At 72.9% G+C, this 17,533-nt stretch carries 14 protein-coding genes and 1 tRNA gene; 6 read left to right on the plus strand and 9 right to left on the minus strand.

Going from position 1 to position 17,533, the window contains the following annotated elements:
- Positions 1 to 9: 9 nt before the first annotated feature.
- On the plus strand, positions 10 to 456 hold the full coding sequence (locus tag FRANEAN1_RS00610) for a PIG-L family deacetylase (RefSeq protein ID WP_012157573.1): 447 nt from the start codon (positions 10 to 12) through the stop codon (positions 454 to 456).
- Between the two features lie 171 nt (positions 457 to 627).
- The gene (locus tag FRANEAN1_RS00615) at positions 628 to 2,538 is read left to right on the plus strand and encodes a glycoside hydrolase family 15 protein (RefSeq protein WP_012157574.1); all 1,911 of its coding nucleotides are present in this window, start codon (positions 628 to 630) and stop codon (positions 2,536 to 2,538) included.
- A 220-nt stretch (positions 2,539 to 2,758) separates the two neighbouring features.
- On the opposite strand, the gene FRANEAN1_RS00620 is transcribed toward FRANEAN1_RS00615, so the two are convergent.
- On the minus strand, positions 2,759 to 3,025 hold the full coding sequence (locus FRANEAN1_RS00620; protein ID WP_012157575.1) for a cell division protein CrgA: 267 nt from the start codon (positions 3,023 to 3,025) through the stop codon (positions 2,759 to 2,761).
- A gap of 340 nt (positions 3,026 to 3,365) precedes the next feature.
- On the opposite strand from FRANEAN1_RS00620, the gene FRANEAN1_RS00625 reads away from it, so the two are divergent.
- Both FRANEAN1_RS00625 and FRANEAN1_RS00630 read left to right on the plus strand, forming a co-directional pair.
- Positions 3,366 to 4,130, plus strand: a complete 765-nt coding sequence (locus FRANEAN1_RS00625; protein ID WP_347177294.1) for a DUF881 domain-containing protein — start codon at positions 3,366 to 3,368, stop codon at positions 4,128 to 4,130.
- 140 nt (positions 4,131 to 4,270) lie between these two features.
- Positions 4,271 to 4,921, plus strand: coding sequence for an aminodeoxychorismate/anthranilate synthase component II (locus tag FRANEAN1_RS00630; protein ID WP_012157577.1), 651 nt, complete (start codon positions 4,271 to 4,273; stop codon positions 4,919 to 4,921).
- Positions 4,922 to 4,979: 58 nt separating this feature from the next.
- Here FRANEAN1_RS00630 and pknB read toward each other — a convergent pair whose 3' ends face one another.
- The 7 genes from pknB to FRANEAN1_RS00665 are packed head-to-tail and all read right to left on the minus strand — an operon-like array spanning position 4,980 to position 15,239.
- Entirely contained in the window at positions 4,980 to 7,082 is a 2,103-nt protein-coding gene (gene pknB, locus FRANEAN1_RS00635) for a Stk1 family PASTA domain-containing Ser/Thr kinase (protein ID WP_012157578.1), read from the minus strand.
- On the minus strand, positions 7,079 to 8,758 hold the full coding sequence (locus FRANEAN1_RS00640) for a serine/threonine-protein kinase (protein WP_012157579.1): 1,680 nt from the start codon (positions 8,756 to 8,758) through the stop codon (positions 7,079 to 7,081). Before FRANEAN1_RS00640 ends, pknB begins: the two co-directional genes overlap by 4 nt.
- Positions 8,755 to 10,203: a penicillin-binding protein 2 gene (locus tag FRANEAN1_RS00645; RefSeq protein WP_012157580.1), complete on the minus strand. Its 1,449-nt coding sequence runs from the start codon at positions 10,201 to 10,203 to the stop codon at positions 8,755 to 8,757. The genes FRANEAN1_RS00640 and FRANEAN1_RS00645 overlap by 4 nt, the downstream gene beginning before the upstream one ends.
- On the minus strand, positions 10,200 to 11,681 hold the full coding sequence (locus FRANEAN1_RS00650) for an FtsW/RodA/SpoVE family cell cycle protein (RefSeq protein ID WP_012157581.1): 1,482 nt from the start codon (positions 11,679 to 11,681) through the stop codon (positions 10,200 to 10,202). Before FRANEAN1_RS00650 ends, FRANEAN1_RS00645 begins: the two co-directional genes overlap by 4 nt.
- Positions 11,682 to 11,694: 13 nt before the next feature.
- Positions 11,695 to 13,098: a PP2C family serine/threonine-protein phosphatase gene (locus FRANEAN1_RS00655; protein WP_012157582.1), complete on the minus strand. Its 1,404-nt coding sequence runs from the start codon at positions 13,096 to 13,098 to the stop codon at positions 11,695 to 11,697.
- Positions 13,095 to 13,634 carry an FHA domain-containing protein gene (locus FRANEAN1_RS00660; protein ID WP_012157583.1) on the minus strand — a complete coding sequence of 180 codons (540 nt, stop codon included), beginning with the start codon at positions 13,632 to 13,634 and terminating at the stop codon, positions 13,095 to 13,097. Before FRANEAN1_RS00660 ends, FRANEAN1_RS00655 begins: the two co-directional genes overlap by 4 nt.
- A gap of 3 nt (positions 13,635 to 13,637) precedes the next feature.
- Positions 13,638 to 15,239 (minus strand): FhaA domain-containing protein, encoded by a 1,602-nt coding sequence (locus FRANEAN1_RS00665; RefSeq protein ID WP_012157584.1) that lies wholly within the window; start codon positions 15,237 to 15,239, stop codon positions 13,638 to 13,640.
- Positions 15,240 to 15,399: 160 nt separating this feature from the next.
- Here FRANEAN1_RS00665 and FRANEAN1_RS00670 point away from each other — a divergent pair.
- Both FRANEAN1_RS00670 and FRANEAN1_RS00675 read left to right on the plus strand, forming a co-directional pair.
- Positions 15,400 to 15,482, plus strand: a tRNA-Leu gene (locus FRANEAN1_RS00670).
- A gap of 731 nt (positions 15,483 to 16,213) precedes the next feature.
- Complete coding sequence (locus FRANEAN1_RS00675; protein WP_012157585.1) at positions 16,214 to 16,546, plus strand: DUF6458 family protein; 333 nt, start codon at positions 16,214 to 16,216, stop codon at positions 16,544 to 16,546.
- 70 nt (positions 16,547 to 16,616) lie between these two features.
- On the opposite strand, the gene FRANEAN1_RS00680 is transcribed toward FRANEAN1_RS00675, so the two are convergent.
- Positions 16,617 to 17,492 carry an HNH endonuclease family protein gene (locus FRANEAN1_RS00680; RefSeq protein WP_012157586.1) on the minus strand — a complete coding sequence of 292 codons (876 nt, stop codon included), beginning with the start codon at positions 17,490 to 17,492 and terminating at the stop codon, positions 16,617 to 16,619.
- Between the last annotated feature and the right edge of the window lie 41 nt (positions 17,493 to 17,533).

The following is a 17,533-nucleotide window of genomic DNA, read 5'->3' on the forward strand; positions in this document are numbered from 1 at the left end:
GCCGGCCCGGTGGAGCGGATCGCGGGCATCATCCGTGAGCTCCGCCCGGCGGTCGTCGTGACGTTCGGGTCGGACGGGTTCACCGGCCATCCGGACCACCGCGCCGTCTCGGCCTGGACCACCACCGCGTTCGCGCGGGCGGCCCCGGACGGCGCCCGCCTGCTGTACGCGGCCGCGTCGACCGACCACCGTGAGCGGACGAGGGACGTCGACGAACTCCTCGGCATCGCGGTGGATGGCGCGGACCCCGACGGCGACGACGGCCCGGTCGTCCCGCCAGGCGCGCTCGCGGTACGGCTGAACCTGGCTGGACGGCTGCTGGAACGCAAGGTCGCCGCGCTGCGGGCGCACGCCTCGCAGACCGCGGGCGCGCTGGCGGCGCTGGGCCCGGACCGGTTCGCCGGCTGGGTCGCGGAGGAGGCCTTCGTCGATCATCGCGACCGGGTGTCACCTTGACTGTCGCCTTGGCGACTCCCCGGCAGGGGGGCTTGCGCACCACGGCCCGGCGGCTACCATTCGCGTTCTTAACTTTACTTAAAGTAGCGACACGGTTGCCCTGATCCGTCGGTGACGGCGTCCGGTCGCACGCGACGGCGCCGCGCGGGCGGCGCGGGTGAAGGGGGAGCGGTGGCGCACACACCGACGCGGCGTGGCGGGGGCAGCCCGTTCCCGCCGATCGCCGAGTACGGGTTCCTCTCCGACTGCGAGACGAACTGCCTCGTGGCGCCCAGCGGCAACGTCGAGTGGATGTGCGTGCCACGCCCGGACGCGCCGAGCGTGTTCGGTGCCGTCCTCGATCGCTCGGCCGGCGGGTTCCGCTTCGGACCGGACCGGACCTTCATTCCGGCCGGCCGGCGGTACCTGCCCGGCACGAACGTCCTTGAGACGACCTGGCAGACGCCCACGGGCTGGCTGATCGTCACCGACTGCCTGGTCGTGGGCCGCTGGCACCGGACGCACCGGCGCTCCAAGACGCACCGGCGCACCCCGGGCGACTGGGACGCCGACCACGTGCTGCTCCGGCTGGCCCGCTGCGAGCACGGCGACGTCGACCTCAGCCTCGTCTGCGAGCCCAACTTCGACTACGGCCGCAGCCCGGCGTCCTGGCGGTACGAGGATGAGGACTACTCGACCGGGATCATCACCCACGACTTCCCGGCCGGCGACCCGGCAGCGGGCGTCGCGCTGCGGCTGCGCACCGACCTGCGGCTCGGGTTCGACGGCCGCCGCGCGCTGGCCCGGACGACGTTGCGGGAGGGCGACACCGCGTTCGTGGCGATGACCTGGCGGGCCGAGGACCCGCTGCTGCCCGGTAACTATCCGCAGGCCTGCGCCGCCGTCGACAGCACCACCGAGTTCTGGCGGCAGTGGCTTTCGCGTGGGCGGTTCCCCGACCATCCGTGGCGCCGGCACCTGCAGCGCAGCGCACTGGCGCTCAAGGGCCTCACCTACGCCCCGACCGGGGCGCTGCTCGCCGCCGCGACCACCTCGCTGCCGGAGACGCCGCAGGGCGAGCGCAACTGGGACTACCGCTACAGCTGGATCCGGGACTCCACGTTCGCCCTGTGGGGCCTGTACACCCTCGGGCTCGACTACGAGGCCAACGACTTCTTCTCCTTCATCGCGGACGTCGCCGAGCACGCCGACGACATCCAGGTGATGTACCGGGTCGGTGGCGAGCCGAAGATCGACGAGGAGATTCTCGGGCATCTGTCCGGCTATGACGGCGCCGTCCCGGTGCGGGTCGGTAACGAGGCGGCGAAGCAGCGCCAGCATGACGTTTGGGGGGCCGTTCTCGACTCGGTCTACCTGCACACCCGGTCGCGGGACTATCTCTCGGAGCGGCTGTGGCCGGTGCTGGTCCGGCTGGTGGAGGCGGCGGCCGCGCACTGGCGGGAGACGGACCGCGGCATGTGGGAGGTCCGGGGCGAGCCGCGGCATTTCACCTCGTCGAAGATGTTCTGCTGGGTCGCGCTGGACCGGGGGCGCCGCCTCGCGCAGATGCGCGGTGACCTGCGAACCGCGGGCCGCTGGGACGACATCGCCGACGAGATCCACGCCGACGTGCTCGCGAACGGCGTCGACCACCGCGGTGTCTTCACCCAGTACTACGGCTCGACGTCGCTGGACGCCTCGGTGCTGCTGATGCCGCTGCTGGGTTTCCTGCCGTCGACGGACGACCGGGTGAAGGCGACCGTGCTCGCCATCGCCGACGAGCTGACGGTGGACGGCCTGGTGCTGCGCTACCGGACGGACGAGACCGATGACGGGGTCGAGGGCGAGGAGGGCGCCTTCCTCATCTGCTCGTTCTGGCTCGTCTCCGCTCTGGTGGAGATCGGTGAGCTCACCCGGGCCCGGCAGCTGTGCGAGCGGCTGCTGAGCCTGGCCAGCCCGCTGGACCTCTACGCCGAGGAGATCGATCCGGCCGACGGCCGGCACCTGGGCAACTTCCCGCAGGCCTTCACCCACCTGGCGCTGATCAACGCGGTCATGTACGTGATCCGGGCCGAGTCCGGGGAGTCCTTCACCCGCTCCTAGCCGCCGGGGCGCGGAGGCGCCGCCCGGCTCCGGCGCGCGGGACTGAGCACCGGGCACCGGGCGCCGGGGACACAACCACCCGGATGGGGGTTCAGAACCCCGATATCCACATTGTGGACAACGGTTGTGGATGAATGACAGCTGTGCAAGTCACACCTGTGTCGGGGTGCCTGGCGGACCGGTCCGCCAGGCACCCCGGGCGCTGTCCGAAACCGGCCGGTCAGCGCCACTGGGTGGACACGGCGAGGCCCACGACGACAAAACCGAAGCCGATCAGGATGTTCCAGCCGCCGAGGCTCTCCATCCCCAGCACGCCGCCGTTCGAGAAGTAGTACACGAGCAGGTAGGCGATGCCGATCAGGAAGAACGCCAGGATCATGCCGCCGAACCATGGCGGTGACGGCGGCCTGCGCTTCGGTGCGCGCGTGCTGGTCTGCGGGGCCGCCACCGTGGTCTTCTTCGGCTTCCGGCGTCGGGATTCGGGCACTGCGGGCTCCTCGTGACCAGGTTCTCACGGTGCGCCGACCAGGCCGCCGGGCCGGCACCGTCCAAATGTTCACCACCAGCGTAGACAGTGCACCGCCACGGACGTGGTGACGGGCGCTCCCGCCGCGCCCCGGCGCGCCGCGAGTGACCGCCCTGGCAGCGGAGCGTGGTCCGCGGCGTAGCCTGCGGCGGGGGACGATCGCGGCACCCGGGCCTTGCCCGGCGGTGGCCCGGCACGGAAGGCCGGAAGCACGACGGACGAGACGGACAAGACAGAAGGGCCGGCGCCCACGCCGGCGGCGCGGCGGCGGGCCACGGGCTGGCGGATCGCGCTGGTCGGCCTGGTCGTTGCCTGCGCCGCGCTGCTCACCGCGGCGGCCGTGCGGCCATCGGCGGGCGGGCGCGTCGGGGGCGCCGGGGTTGTCAGCGTCGCCGGGCTGGTCGCCCAGGACCGCCGCCGGGTGGACGCGGAACTTGACCGGCTCCAGACCGAGCGCGAGGCGCTGGCGGCGAACCCGGCATCGTCGGCGGCCCCGGCCGCACCGCCCACGCCGCCCGCGCCGGCGGCGGGTGATCCGCTCGACCGTCGTGCCGCGCTCGCGGCCCAGGTGGGGCTCACCGCGATGCGCGGGCCGGCGGTCACGGTCGAGCTGGACGACGCGCCGCGGGAGAGCCGGGGCCGGTCGCTGCCCCCCGGCGTCCCCCCGCCCGGCCCGAACGACCTCGTCGTGCACCAGCAGGACGTCCAGGCGGTCGTGAACGCGCTGTGGGCCGGTGGTGCCGAGGCCATGGCCATCATGGATCACCGGGTGACCCCGCGGACGGCCGTGCGGTGCGTGGGGAACACGCTGCTGCTGGAGGGGCAGGTGTACTCACCCCCGTTCCGGATCAGCGCGATCGGTGACCCCGACGTGCTGCGGGCCGCGCTGGACACCGACCCCGGTGTGCTGCTCTACCGGGAGTACGTCGATGCCTACGGCCTGGGGTACCAGGTGACGTCCGGCCCGGACGTCGTCCTGCCCGCGTACGCCGGGAGCCTGCTGACGGGGTCCGGGGCGGTGGCCCGGCCCGCGTCCGGTATCCCGTCGGCGTCCGGCGGCCAGTGATCATCTGATCGAGTGATCGTTTCGGTTGCCCCGTGGGGTCAGGCAGGATGGAGCCAGCACCCGAGGGCGCGCCGCGCCCGGTGTCCGGCTCCCCGCCCGGGCGGATGACCTCACCGGGTGCCGTGCTCCGGGGAGGCCCGATGCGGATCCTGGTCGTCGACAACTACGACTCGTTCGTGTTCAACCTGGTGCAGTACCTGGGCCAGCTCGACACCGAGTGTGTGGTGCGCCGCAACGACGAGGTCGACCCGGGCGACCTCGACGAGCTGGGGGCCGACGGCGTCCTGCTCTCGCCGGGGCCGGGCACCCCCGAGGCGGCCGGGGTCAGCATCGCGATGGTGCACGCCTGCGCGGCGCGCCGGCTGCCGCTGTTCGGCGTGTGCCTGGGCCACCAGGCGCTCGGGGTCGCCCACGGGGCCACGGTCGACCGGGCGCCCGAGCTGCTGCACGGCAAGACCTCGGTGGTCCACCACGAGGGCGTCGGCGTGCTCGCGGACCTGCCCTCGCCGTTCACCGCCACCCGCTACCACTCGCTGGCGGTCGAGGAGAGCACGCTGCCGGCGGAGATCGAGGTGACCGCGCGCACCGACAGCGGGGTGGTCATGGCGATGCGGCACCGCGAGCTGCCGCTGGAGGGTGTCCAGTTCCACCCCGAGTCGGTGCTGACCCAGGGCGGGCACCTGATGCTCGCCCGCTGGCTGGAGATCTGCGGCGACGGCGGCGCGGCCATGCGGCTGGCGCCCGCCCTTGCGGCCGAGGTCGAGACCCTGCGCCTGGCCGCCTTCGCCTGATCTCCCGCCGACCCGCCCGCCTCACGGTGGGCTGGGAGGCGGGCGGGTCAGTCGTTGATCAGGAGCTCGGTCGGTTCAGAGCTCCCCGGAGGGGCCCGGCAGCACCGGGCTGCTGGCCATTCGTCGGCGTCCCGCCACCGGCCGGCTGCGTAGCGGTCGCCGGCGGGGTTGTCGCCGGCGGGGTCGTCGGATCGATGATCACCGGTGGAGTGTCGGTCGGCGGTGGCGTGGTGGCGGTCGCCGTCGGGGTGGCCGGCTGCTGGTTCTGCGCCGCGATGAAGATCTTCACCGAGGAGCCGCGGTTGACGGCGCCGCCGGCCGGGCTCTGGTCGGAGACGGTGCCCGGCTGGCTGGCGTTGTCCACGACGGTCTCCTGGACGGCGGTGAGGCCGTACCGTTGCAGCTCGGAGATGGCCGCCGACGCGTTCTTGCCCTTCACGTTGGGCACGTTGACCGTCGAGCTGACCACCCAGATCGTGACCGAGCTACCGGAGTCGACCGGGCGCCCAGCCTCGGGCTCGGTCTTCTCGACCTTGCCCACACCGTGGTTCGCCGCCTCGTAGTACTGCATCGGCGACGCCTGCAGCCCGAGGGCGGTCAGCGCGTCCGTCGCCGCCTGCTGGGTCATGCCGGCGAGGCCCTGCGGGACGGTCACCTGGCCCGGCGCGATCGCCACCGTGATGGAGATCGTGCCGTCCGCCGCGATGGTCTGGCCCTCGCCCGGGGAGATCTCCAGCACCGAGTTCGGGGCGACGTCCGTGCTCTCCTGGGTCTGCTTGTCGAAGTGCCCGGTGAAGCCCTCGCTCTGCAACCGGCCCACGACGGCGTCGTAGGGCTGGCCCTTCAGCCCGGAGGGGATGGTGACCTGTGCCGCGGCCGTGTCGTCACCGCCGCCCCCGCCGCCGAGTAGCGAGGAGGCGAGCAGCGCGACCACCACGAAGACGACGACCGCGCCGAGCCCGGCGAGGACGAACTTCCAGGTCGACGAGCCCTCACGGTCCCGGTCGTCGCCGGGGCGGTGACCGGGGGGGCCGGCGTTGCCGTAGCGGTCGACGGGCCCGGTCTGGTCGTAGCGGTCGTAGGGCTCGCCGCGCACGCGGGTCTGCTCGCCGTAGCCGTCGTCGTACCCGCCCGGCTCGTCGTAGCCGTCGTCGTAGCGGCCCTGGTAGCCGCCGCCCTCGTACCGGTCGTCGTAGCCGCCGCCGGAGCGGCCGAGCAGCGCCGTGCCGGCCGTGCCCGCTCCCGCACCGCCGAGCATCGTCTCGTCGCCCGCGCCCATCATCATGGCGTGCACGCGGTGCCCGCTCAGCGCGCGCTCGAGGTCGTCGCGCATCTCGCCGGCGGTGGCGTACCGGTCGTCGGGGTCCTTCTCCATCGCCTTCAGGACGACCGCGTCGGCCTCGGGGGAGATCCGGGAGTCGTGGCTCGACGGCGGCGGGGGGATCTCCCGCACGTGCTGGTAGGCGACGGCGACCGGGTTGTCGCCGCGGAACGGCGGCTCGCCGGTCAGCAGCTCGTAGAGCAGCACGCCGGTGGAGTAGACGTCGCTGCGGGTGTCCACCCGCGCGCCCCGGGCCTGCTCGGGGGAGAGATACTGCGCCGTGCCGATCACGGCGGACGTCGCGGTCATGTTCGACGTCGTGGCGGTGGTGGCGCGGGCGATGCCGAAGTCCATCACCTTGGCCGAGCCGTCGGAGGCCAGCATCACGTTCGCGGGCTTGATGTCGCGGTGGATGATGCCCATCCGGTGGCTGTAGTCCAGCGCCGCGCAGACCTCCGCGGTGACCTGCATGGCGTGCCGCTCGTCGAGGGCGCCCTGCGCCTGCAGGACGTCCCGCAGGGTCTGGCCCGCGATGAACTCCATGACGATGTACGGGAGCTGGGTCCCGTTGATGACGTCCTCGCCGGTGTCGTACACCGAGACGATCGCGGGATGGTTCAGCGAGGCCGAGGACTGCGCCTCCCGGCGGAACCGGGCCAGGAAGGTCGGGTCGCGGGCGAGGTCGGCGCGCAGCGTCTTGACCGCGACCTCGCGGCCCAGCCGGATGTCGCGGCCCCGGTAGACCTCGGCCATGCCGCCGTAGCCGATGCAGCCACCGAGCTCGTAGCGCTCACCGACCAGTCTCGGTTGAGCTTCGTACCTGTCAGTTACATCCGTCACAGGTTGTCACCCGTCGTCGGCTCTGCAGCGCCGGCCACCACCGTGCCAGCCGCCTCGCCGGCCGGGCCGACGATCTCACCCTCCGCGGGTGTGAGATATAGCACATTCGACGTGGCGGCCGCCCCATCCTTGGAACCGCCCGCCTCGGCGACGGTGCGAGTGATCACTGCTACCACCAACACGGTGAGGATCAGCAGCGCGATGAGTACCGGCAGCGGGAGCCGCCGGCGCTGGGCCGCGGCGCCCGGCCGGCGGTGCGCGACCCGGCCGCCCGGCCCGTCGCCCGGCGGGTCCGACCAGGACGGCGACGGCTGGTAGAGCGTGTTGGCCGGATCGCCGGGCCCGCCGTCCCGATGCCCGCTGCCGTCCCGGTGCCCGCCGTCGTCCCGACCGCCGTGCCACCCCGGGCCGTGCTCGCCGCCGGGCGGATAGTCGTTGCGGTAGTCGGACGGATTGCGGTAGTCGGACGGGTTGCGGGGGTCGGGCGGGTAGTCGCCCGACCCGTAGAGCCGTCCCGGGCCGCCGCCGCGCCCGGCGCCCGGCCCGGAGCCGCCCTGCCCCGGGGAGGGCTGCAGGGCGGTGGCCGGCATGCCGGGTGCCGCGGCGGTCGGGTCCGCCGGCGGCGGTTGCTGGGTCCAGGACGCGCCGCCGGAGCGGTTCCACGACGGCGTGCGTGGGGCGGTCGGCGCCCGCGGGGGCACCGGCCCCAGGTGCGGTGGCGCGGGTGGCGCGGGATGGCGCGCGGTGGCGTCCGCGGCACCCGGGGTGCCGCTCCACCGCCCGGCGTCGGAGTTCCACAGGCTGCGCCGGATGCTGGCCGCCGAGCGGGCGAACGCGCCCGCCGAGCTCGGCCGGCGCGAGGCGTCCTTCGACATCGCCGACTCGACCAGGGCCCTGACCTGGTACGGGATGTCCGAGGGAAGCGGCGGCGGCGTGTCCTGCTGGTGGGCCATGACGACGACGATGGGGTTGCGGTCGTCGAACGGCCGCCGCCCGGCCAGGCACTCGTAGGCGACCACGCCGAGCGAGTACACGTCGCTCGCGGGGGTAACCGGGCGCCCGGACGCCTGCTCCGGGGAGACGTAGTACGCCGTCCCCATCATGATCCCGGTCGCGGTCAGCGGGGCCGCGTCGACCGCGCGCGCGATGCCGAAGTCGGTCACCTTCACCGCTCCGTCGGTCCGGAGCAGCAGGTTGCCGGGTTTGACGTCGCGGTGGACGACGCCGAGGGCGTGCGCCGCCTGCAGCGCGTCGGCGGACTGGCCGAGGATGTCGAGCATCCGGTCGGGGCTCAGCCGCTTCTCCCGGTGCAGCAGCGCGGAGAGCGGCTCGCCCTCCACCAGCTCCATCACCAGGTAGGCGGTCGGGTAGTCGTCGGCGGTGGAGACCTCGCCGTAGTCGTACACGGAGGCCACACCGGGGTGGGACAGCCGCGCCGCGTGCCGGGCCTCGCCCCGGAAGCGCACCAGGAAGGACTCGTCACTGGCGTACTCGGGGCGCAGCAGCTTCACCGCGACGGGACGGCCGAGCGTCTGGTCGAGGCCACGCCAGACCTCACCCATCCCACCGGTCGCGATGCGGCCGTCCAGGCGGTAGCGGTTGTCGAGCACGGTGTTGGGGGAGGCGGCGCCGGCGAACGGCTGCGACGGTGACGGACTGTTGGCGGATGTGCTCATCGTTGCGTGTCCAATGCGGCCTGCATGACTTCCTTGGCAACGGGTGCTGCGACGGCGCCGCCGGTGGCGAACTCGCCGCCGCCGTCCTCGACGATCACCGCCACCGCGACCTTCGGGGCACTGGCGGGAGCGAAGCCGACGAACCAGGTGTGCGGTGGCTCGCCGGTGCCGTGCTCGGCGGTGCCCGTCTTGCCGGCGACGTCCACTCCGTCGATCTGGGCCTTGCGGCCGCTGCCCGACGTCACGACACTTTCCATCATCGTCGTGAGCTTGGCGGCGACCTCGGGTGAGACGGGCTTGTTCAGTTCGGTCGGTTCGGTGTGGTCGAGCCGCTTGAGATCCGGCCCGCGCAGTTCGGAGACGAGATAGGGCTTCATCCGGACACCCCCGTTGCCGATCGCCGCCACCACCTCCGCCATCTGCAACGGGGTGACCCGTACGTCGAACTGGCCGATCGCCGACTGCGCGGTCTGCGCGCCGTCGAGGTCGGACGGGAAGACGCTGCGGGCCTGCTGGAGCGGGAAGTCCTCGATCGTCGAGTTGAAACCGAACGCCTCCGCCTGGGCACGGAGGACGTCGTCGCCCAGATCGATCCCGAGCTGGGCGAACGCTGTGTTGCAGGAGATGGTCAATGCGTGGGTCAGGGTATCGGTCCGGCCGTCCCCACAGCGTTCCCCCCCGAAGTTGGGTAGCACTGTGGTGCTCTGCGGGAGGGTGAGCTCATCCGGTGCGGCGACCCGGGTCTCCGGCTCGGTGCCGTGCGCGAGCGCCGCCGCGGCGGTGATCAGCTTGAAGGTCGAGCCGGGCGGATAGGTCTGCTGCGCGGCGCGGTTGAGCAGCGGCTGGTCGCTGTTGGTGGACAGCTGCTGGTAGGCGTCGGTCGCCGCTGACTCGTCATGGGTCGCGAGCGTGTTCGGGTCGAACGACGGGGTCGTGACCATCGCCAGGATCGCCCCGGTGGACGGGTCGAGCGCGACGACGGCGCCCCGGCGCCCGTCGAGCGCGTCCATGGCCGCCTGCTGGACGTGCGGGTCGATGGTCGTCACGACCGTGCCGCCGCGCCGCTCCTCCCCGGTGAACAGGTCGGTGACCCGGCTCGCCAGCAGCCGGTCGTCGTCGCCGGAGAGGAAGACGTCCTCGGAGCGCTCGAGGCCCGAGGCCGTGAACAGCGTGTAGTAGCCGGTCAGGTTGGCATAGAGCTGCCCGTTCGGGTACTGCCGCTGGAACTTGTACTCGTCGTCGACCGGGACGGACGTGGCCAGGACGGTCTCGCCGGCGATGATCCCGCCGCGCTGGCGCTCGAGGCGCTCGGTGATCTGGCGGGCGTTCGTCGGCTCGGTCTTGAGCCGGTCCACCTGGCCCACCTGGATCCAGTTGGCGTTCACCAGCAGCGCGGCGAACAGCACCATGCAGGCGAGGGCGACCTTGCGAACCGGGGTGTTCACGTGGTCTTCACCACCTGGGTGGGGCTCTCCGCCACGGCGTTCGGGTCGAACAGCGGGGCGTCCGGGACGGGCTCCTCCAGGCGCCGCGCGGCGTCGCTGATCCGCAGCAGCAGCGCGATGATGGCGGCGTTCGCGACGATGGACGAACCGCCGTAGGAGACGAACGGAAGTGTCAGGCCGGTCAGCGGGATGAGCCGCATGACGCCTCCGACCTGCACGAACACCTGCAGCGCGACGGTCGCGGAGAGGCCGGTCGCCAGCAGCTTGCCGAACGGGTCCTTGGCTCCGAGCGCCGCCCGGATGCCGCGGGCCGCCACGAGCGCGTACAGCAGCAGGATCGCCATCACGCCGGTCAGCCCGAACTCCTCGCCCAGGCTGGCCATGACGAAGTCGGTGTTGGCGAAGGGGACCCGCTGCGGGCTGCCCTGGCCGATCCCCGTGCCGGTCAGGCCTCCGGCGGCGAATCCGTAGAGGCCCTGAACGAGCTGATACGACGTGTTCGACGGGTTGTTGCCGTCGAAGGCGTGCAGCCAGCCGTCGACGCGGACCTGGACGTGGCCGAACAGGCTGTGCGCCACCACCGCGCCGAGCATGAACAGGCACAGGCCGATCGCGACCCACGACGCGCGCTGGGTCGCCACGTACAGGATGACCAGGAACATCCCGAAGAACAGCAGGGACGAGCCGAGGTCCTTCTGCACCACCAGGACGCCCAGGCTGGCCAGCCACGCCACGAGCACCGGCCCGAGGTCACGTGCCCGCGGGATCTTCATGCCGAGGAAGGACCGCGACGCCAGGGAGAGGACGTCCCGCTTGTTCTCCAGGTAGGCGGCGAAGAAGATCATCAGGGCGATCTTCGAGACCTCGCTGGGCTGGAACGAGAACGGCCCGACCTGCAGCCACAGCCGGGCCCCGTTGATGGTGGCCCCGATGCCGGGCGCGATCGGCAGGACCAGGAAGACCAGGCCTGCCAGGCCCAGCGTGTAGGCGTAGCGGGACAGCGCCCGATGATCGCGCACGACCGCCAGAACCAGTACGAACACGACGATCGCCAGCAGGGTCCAGACGAGCTGGGTCTGCGCGGCGCCGGTCGGGATCGGGTTGCCGGCGCGCCGGGCGCTGTCGGCCTTCGCCAGGTCCAGCCGGTAGATCATGACCAGGCCGATCCCGTTGAGCGCCGCCACCACCGGGAGCAGCACCGGGTCGGCCGCCGGCGCGAACCGGCGGACGGCCAGGTGCCCCAGCGCCCACAGCGAGAAGAAGCCGAGACCGTAGGTGAAGACCTGGAAGCCGATCGTCCCGTCGTGGGCCAGCATCAGCGCGGCCAACGCGCCCGTCGCCAGCACGCCGGCGTAACCGAGCAGGAACAGCTCTCGGCGGCGGTACGGCGGCAGCTCGAGCCCGCTCGGCAGCGGGAACCCGGCGAACGTCGCCGTCAGGTCCGCCGACCTCGGCCGGCGCAGCGGGGGAAGGGTCATCGCGCGTCCGGACTCACGGGGACGGCGTCACGCCCACCCCGGGGCAGCCCGGTGGCGGCGCGGCGCCGGTCACCGCGCCCAGGCACGTGGGGTCGACGGTCGGGAGCGGATCCGACCTGGACGTCTTCGCGTCCGGCGCCCGGGTGGGGGACGTGGTCGGCGCGGTGTCGGTGGTCGAGGCGGCCGGGGACGCCGTGGGCAGGTCGGCCGCGATGCGCTGGGCCTCGGAGAGGTCGTCGGCCTCGATGCCCTGGCGCACGGTGTCCTGGAAGGGCTCGTTGACCTCGGACAGGAGCTGGTGGCGGGAACGCACCGTCGAGAGCGAGATGCCCGCGATGCTCCCCTTCAGCCCCTGGAAGACCGCCACGTGGTCGTCGTCGACGCCCACGTAGTACTGGCCGCGCACGTACGTCCAGCCGGCTGCCGCGCCGGCGACCACCAGGACGAGCACGACCGTCGACATGAACAGGCGGCGCCGGCCGCCGTGGGCCGTGCCTCGTTCGGGGTCGTCGTCGGGATCGTCGTGGCGGTCGCCGGAGCCCCGGCGGTGAAAGCCCGGCCGACCGATGCGGGCCGCCTTCGCCGCCGCCGACTCGGAGTCGGTGTTGCGCGGGTTGGGTCCGGTGCGGGCCGCCGCCGCCCCGGGGACCACGCGCTTCTCCGCGGCCGCGCCCGCCACGAGCGGGGCGTCGTCGTCGAGGTCGTCGTCGATGACGTCCGCGACCACCACCGTGATGTTGTCCGGGCCGCCGCCCTTGAGGGCGAGCTCGACCAGGCGGTCCACCACATCCTGCGGCGCCGGAAGCAGCAGCGCCTCCAGGATCGTCTCCTCGCTGACCACCCCGGACAGGCCGTCGGTGCACAGGAGGTAGCGGTCCCCGTCGACGGCCTGGCGCATCGAGACGTCCGGCTCGACCTCGCGGCCGTCGAGCGCCCGCATCAGCAGCGACCGCTGCGGATGGGTGTTCGCCTGCTCCGGGGTGATCCGACCCTGGTCGACCAGGTCCTGGACGAGGGTGTGGTCATGGGTGATCTGCGTCAGCACGCCGTCGCGCAACAGGTACGCGCGGGAGTCGCCCACGTGCAGCAGGCCGAGATGCTCCCCGGAGGACAGCATCGCGGTCACCGTGGTGCCCATCCCGTCCAGGGAGCTGTTCTCCATCGCCATGTCGCGCAGGCGACGGTTGGCGTCCCGGACGGCGTCGGACAGCTCCTCGAGCAGGTCTGTCGCGTCGAGGTGCTCGTCGAGTTCGGCCAGCCGGGAGATGACGGTCGAGCTCGCGACCTCCCCGGCGGCGTGGCCGCCCATACCGTCGGCCACCGCGAGCAGGCGGGCTCCCGCGTAGGCGGAGTCCTCGTTCCCTTCTCGGACGTGCCCGACATCCGAGCGGACGGCGAAGTGAAGCCTGAGGCTCACCGGTGAAGCTCCAGGACCGTCTTCCCGATCCTGACCGGCGCGCCGAGAGGTACCGGCATGGGACTCGTCACCTTCGTGCGGTTGAGGAATGTGCCATTGGTCGAGCCGAGGTCCTCGACGAACCACTGTCCGTCGTGAGGAACGAGTCTCGCATGCCGTCCTGACGCGAAGTCATCCTCGAGGACCAGAGTCGAGTCCGGTGCCCGTCCGATGGTGATTGCCTCGGGACCTAGTGGGATTGTTGTGCCGGCAAGATGCCCTTTTGTGACCACGAGCCGGCTCGGAGCCGGGTTGATGGGTGGCGCGGGGGCTGGGCGTGGGCTCTGGCGTGGCGATCTGACACGTTCGGGACGCCCCCCGGGGGTGGGGGACGGTGCCCTCGCGACTACTGGCTGGCGTCGCTGCTGGCGCTTGGTCGGCCCGAACATGTCCAGGCGGACAGCTCGGACGGCGACCAGGACGAACCCCCAGAGCAGCGCCAGGAAGCCGATCTTCACCAGCAGGAGGACGAGCTCGCTCGGCGCGGTGGGATCCATCGGCTACCAGCCCCTGCGCCGGCGGTCGTCGCCGGGATGGTTCGCCGCCCGGCTGGGCAGGCGGGTCTCGGCGTCGTCGAAGCCGTCGAGAGGCTCCAGCGCCTCGAGGCCGTCGTCGGTGCGCGCGGGCGGGCGCTGGCGTGGATCGGTGGACGAGCGGTACATCTCGTCGGCGGGACCGCCCGCGCCGCGCGCGCCGGCACGCGGTGGCTCCCCGCGGTGACCGCGGCCCGGATCGGGCCTGCCAGCCCGCCCGTACTCGGGCCCCCGGCCCGGCCCGGGGGCCCGCCGGCCGCCGTCACCCCGCTCCCCGCCCTGGCGCGCGTTCGGCGGCGGCGTCGGCCCGGGGCGGCCCCGGGCGGGAGCCCCGTCGTCGCGGAAGCGGGGCGAGGGCCCCTCGCGGTAGCCGTCCGACCGGGGCCCGGCCGGCGGCCGGGCGGGCGGCTCGTCCCGGAAACGCGCGGACGGCCCCTCGCGGTAACCGTCGGGCGGCGCGCCCGGCTCGTCGCGGAAGCGGGGCGACGGCCCCTCGCGGTACGCGTCCGGCCGGTGGTCGCCGGCGGGCCGGCCGGGCGGGTCGTCCCGGAAACGCGGAGACGGCCCCTCGCGGTAGTCGCCATCGCGCGGATCCCGGCCGGGGCGGTCGCGGTAACCGGGCTCGCGGCCGCCCGGACCACCCGGGACGCCCGGCTCCGGGCGGGCATAGCGGTCGTCCGGCGACGGAGTACCCCGGCGGGTCGACGGAGTTGGCTGGCGCGGGTCGAACGGCGGCGGCGTGCGGTGATCCGCCGGAGGCGGGGTCGGGCGGCCCGGCGGCGGTGACGAGCGTGCCGGGACCGGCGTGCGCGGCCCACGCGGGCCGGTTGCGCCGCGGGCCTCCTCACGCCGGAACTCCACGACCGCGGTCCCCAGCTCGATCCGGTCGCCGTTGACAAGCTTCACCTGCGTCGCCGCGCGCCCGTTGACCAGGCTGCCGTTCGTGGAGCCGGCATCCACGTACAGGAACTGCCCGTCAGGCAGGCGGCGGATCTCGCCATGCCGCCTCGAGACGCCCGTGTCGTTCAGCCGGATGTCGCACTCGACGCTGCGCCCGATCACCGTGGTCTCCGCGTCCAGCGGGTACTCCCGCTCGCCGCTGCCCGACCCGCCCGGCGCGCGTGTCGTGATCAGTAGATGCGGGGTACCCGGCGCCGCCGGCCGCGGCCGCGGCCGGCGGCCACCGACCACCGCGGGATCCGCGGAGGCCACACTGCTGCGGATTCGGAAGACGCCGATGTCGAGATCGGCGGCCTCCGCCAGTCGGACAGTCACCGGGCCGACGAAGGTGTAGCGCTGCTCCGCGGCATGCTCACGGACCATCTCCGCCAGCTCGTCACAGAGCGCCCGGGTGTAGGGGGCCAGCCGGGCGAAGTCGCCACCGGCCAGCTCGACGGCGAACTCGTTCGGGACGAGGACACGGTTCGAGCTGCTCGCACGCCGGTCGTCGGTCTCGCGAGCCAGGGCGCTGGCGATCTCGACGGGTTCGACCCCGCCTTTGAAGACCTTCGCGAACGCACCCTCGACGAGGCCGCCAAGGCGCCGTTCGAAGCGCTGCAGCACGCCCATGCCCGACCTCCCTTCTCCCGGTCTGTGAGATCGTATGCCCCCAGGCCGGTCCAACCCTCGGCTCGGCAGCTTGACATGCCCCCGCGGCCGGCCGGGGGGCGGCGCAAGCTACCGTCTCCGGCGTGATAGCGTGTCCCACGGCAAGGAGATAGTCCCACTCGGGCGAGTGGCGGAATGGCAGACGCGCACGGTTCAGGTCCGTGTGTCCTAACGGACGTGGGGGTTCAACTCCCCCCTCGCCCACGAGCAGGCCCGTCGCGCTTGCCAGCCCCTTCGGGTTGGCTGCGCGGCGGGCCGCGACGCTTTCCGGGGGGTGACCCCCCGAAACCCCCCAGAGGGCTGGGGTGCGGTGGCTCCGAACGCTCCGGCTTCCTGCGCGTGGGGCCCCAAAGGCTGGTTTTTCGGCTGGGGGCTGGTCGGGGGGCTCGGTCTCGCTTCGCTCGCCCTCGGAGGCGTGGGGCTTGGTCCGGGGCGTGTTGTTTAAGCCTCTCTGCTGGTCTGGAAACATGCTTGGCATCCCGGCCCGCCAGCTCGAGTCCGGGTCCAGGGCAGAGGGCGCCGACGCGGCCAGCCGGCCACGGGTGGCGGGCGTGAAGCCGGGCACCGCTGATCCCATTGCCGCCTCTGCGGCGTGCGGAATGGCTGGGGCTGCGAGCAGCGACTCAAGTTGACGGCCGGGCCCAGTGGCGCGCTTCACCCCGGAGAAGCGGCTGACGCCCCGATGCCCGGTTTTAGGCGAAGTAAACCCCCGAGATCGCGCGAAGCGGGATTCGGTCCCTTAACCAGCACAAGCCAGGATCAAAACCGTGGTCAGGGCGGGCGGTCATGGGGGGTGGACCGGTGGTGGTCCGGAATGTCTCCCACATCGGGATGAGTACCGGTCGGCGCACCGGGTATTCCGACCCCGATCACGAAGGTCGGAGGTCACCTCGTCAGAGTCCTCCGCCGGACAGACCCTCGGAGGGAGCAACGCAATGGGAATCGGTGCCGGAGTATTTCTGATGGCGCTCGGCGCGGTCCTCACGTTCGCGGTCGACGTGACGATCTCCGGGCTCGACATCGCGGTTGTCGGGATCATCCTCATGCTGGCCGGGGCTGTCGGGCTCGTCCTGGAGCTCGCGGTGTTCGCGCCCCGGCGGCGGCGCGCCCTCGTGACGCGGTCGAATGTGGACGTCTACCCCGAGGCCGGGGCGTACGAGGAGCCCTCGACCCAGGCCCTGCGGGTGCACCGCCGCACCACCCGGCAGGTGGACGTCCCGGCGGACTATGACGTGGACGGGCGCGCCGGGTACCCGCCGGTGCGTTGACCGGAGTCGTTCGCCGTCCGGCCGGTGGCCCGCGCAGTGGCGGGTCGCCGACCGGACGGGTGTTCGGTGTTCAGCCGGAGGCCGCGGCCATTCCGAGCGGTGGCTGCTGCGGGCAGGATTGCAGCACCTGCCGCATGGCGTCAGCCTCGGCCTGTTCGACCCAGAGGCCGTAGCGGGCTTTCAATCCGACCTGGCGCGCGATGTAGGCGCAGCGGATTCCGGGGCTCGGTGGGAGCCATTCGGAGGCGTCCTGGTCGCTTTTCTGCTGGTTGGTCGGGCCGTCGACGGCCAGCAGGTTCTCCGGGTCGTTCGCGAAGCCGAGGCGTTCCTTCGCGGTCCATTCCAGTGCGCCGGTGCGCCAGGCGTCGGCCAGCGGGATCACGTGGTCGATCTGGACGGCCGACGAGTTGCGCCCGCGGTCGAACCGGATGATTCGGGTGGTGTACGGGTCGCGCAGCTCGCCGGTCAGGACGATGCAGTCGTCGTTGCTGCGGGTGGTGATGCTGCGCAGGTCGCGGTGCAGGATGTCGTTGCGGGTGTCGCAGCCGTTGTGGTCGACATCGCTCCAGGCCGTCCCGAACTCATTGCGTTTGTAGGGCGGGGAGTTGTCCTCCGCGCGGATCGGCAGCGTGCCGAGCACCTGGAGGGCCGAGCCTGCGCCGGGCGGGGCGCCCGCGCCGCTCACCCCGCCGCCGCCGGGTGCGGGTGCGGGCGCGGCGGTCGGGTCTCCCGCCGTGGCGTCGAGGACCTCGTCGCACCCGCCGACCAGCAGGATGATCGCGACCGCGCACAGGGCGCCGGCGGCGCGGACCAGTCGCCCGCGTCCCGCCCCGCGTCCCGCCCCGCGTCCCGCTCCGCCGAGGCCGGCTCTGTCACGGCCCGTTCCGCGGCGGCGCCTGGCGCCAGTGGCGCTCGTGGGCCCCGCGCCGGCCGTGCTCTCGCCCACTGTTGTCCCCGATCTGCTCGGCGTGGCCGGCCCGCTTCGCA

It is taken from the genome of Parafrankia sp. EAN1pec (assembly GCF_000018005.1).
Lineage (GTDB): Bacteria > Actinomycetota > Actinomycetes > Frankiales > Frankiaceae > Parafrankia > Parafrankia soli.